Annotated in this window: 1 protein-coding gene; it reads right to left on the bottom strand. The window is 62.4% G+C overall.

All coding sequences use genetic code 11. The features are described from left to right. On the bottom strand, window positions 1-1,277 hold a 1,277-nt coding region (glgX, locus tag TFC3_RS34765; protein WP_067510550.1), incomplete at both ends, for a glycogen debranching protein GlgX.

Genomic DNA, 1,277 nt, shown 5'->3' with positions numbered 1-1,277 from the left:
AGGCCGGTGAAGAAGCGTCGGCGGCGGAAGATGGGGTGTTGGGCGCGTAGGTGGGTGAGGCTTTGGGTGAAGGTGGTGAGGATGTCGTGTTGGCGGGCGTCGTGCCAGTCGATCCAGCTGAGTTGGTTGTCTTGGGCGTAGACGTTGTTGTTGCCGTGTTGGGTGCGGCTGAGTTCGTCGCCGTGGGCGATCATGGGGACGCCTTGTGAGAGGAGCAGGGTGGTGAGGAAGTTGCGTTGCTGGCGGGCGCGTAGGTTGATGATTTCGGCGTTGTCGGTGGGGCCTTCGGTGCCGCAGTTCCAGGAGCGGTTGTGGTTTTCGCCGTCGCGGTTTTCTTCGCCGTTGGCGTGGTTGTGTTTGGTGTTGTAGGAGACGAGGTCGTTGAGGGTGAAGCCGTCGTGGGCGGTGACGAAGTTGATGGAGGCGATGGGGCGTCGGCCGTCGATTTCGTAGAGGTCGGAGGAGCCGGTGAAGCGGGAGGCGAATTCGCCGAGGCTGGAGGGTTCGCCGCGCCAGAAGTCGCGGACGCTGTCGCGGTATTTGCCGTTCCATTCGGTCCATAGGGGTGGGAATCCGCCGACTTGGTAGCCGCCGTCGCCGACGTCCCAGGGTTCGGCGATGAGTTTGACTTGGCTGACGATGGGGTCTTGGTTGACGAGGTCGAAGAAGGCGGCGAGGCGGTTGACTTCGTGGAATTCGCGGGCGAGGGAGGCGGCGAGGTCGAAGCGGAAGCCGTCGACGTGCATTTCGGTGACCCAGTAGCGCAGGGAGTCCATGATCAGGCGTAGGGATTCGTGGTGGCGTACGTTGAGGCTGTTGCCGGTGCCGGTGGTGTCGTAGTAGTACTGTTTGTCGTTGTCGACGAGGCGGTAGTAGGCGGGGTTGTCGATGCCGCGGAATGACAGGGTGGGGCCGAGGTGGTTGCCTTCGGCGGTGTGGTTGTAGACGACGTCGAGGATGACTTCGATGCCGGCGGCGTGCAGGGCTTTGACCATGGATTTGAATTCTTGGACTTGGCCGCCGCGTCCGCCGAAGGAGGAGTAGTCGTTGTGGGGGGCGAAGAAGCCGATGGTGTTGTAGCCCCAGTAGTTGCTCAGGCCGCGGTCGGTGAGGGTGCTGTCGTGCACGAATTGGTGTACGGGCATGAGTTCGACGGCGGTGATGCCGAGGTTGTGGAAGTGTTCGATCATTTTCGGGTGGGCGAGTCCGGAGTAGGTGCCGCGTACGTCCTCGGGGACCAGTGGGTTACGCGCGGTCATACCCTTGACATGAGCCTC

This window comes from Actinoplanes sp. TFC3, from assembly GCF_001553785.1.
Lineage (GTDB): Bacteria > Actinomycetota > Actinomycetes > Mycobacteriales > Micromonosporaceae > Actinoplanes.
The sequence above is the reverse complement of the archived record's forward strand: the minus strand, read 5'-3'. Positions and strand labels throughout refer to the sequence as shown.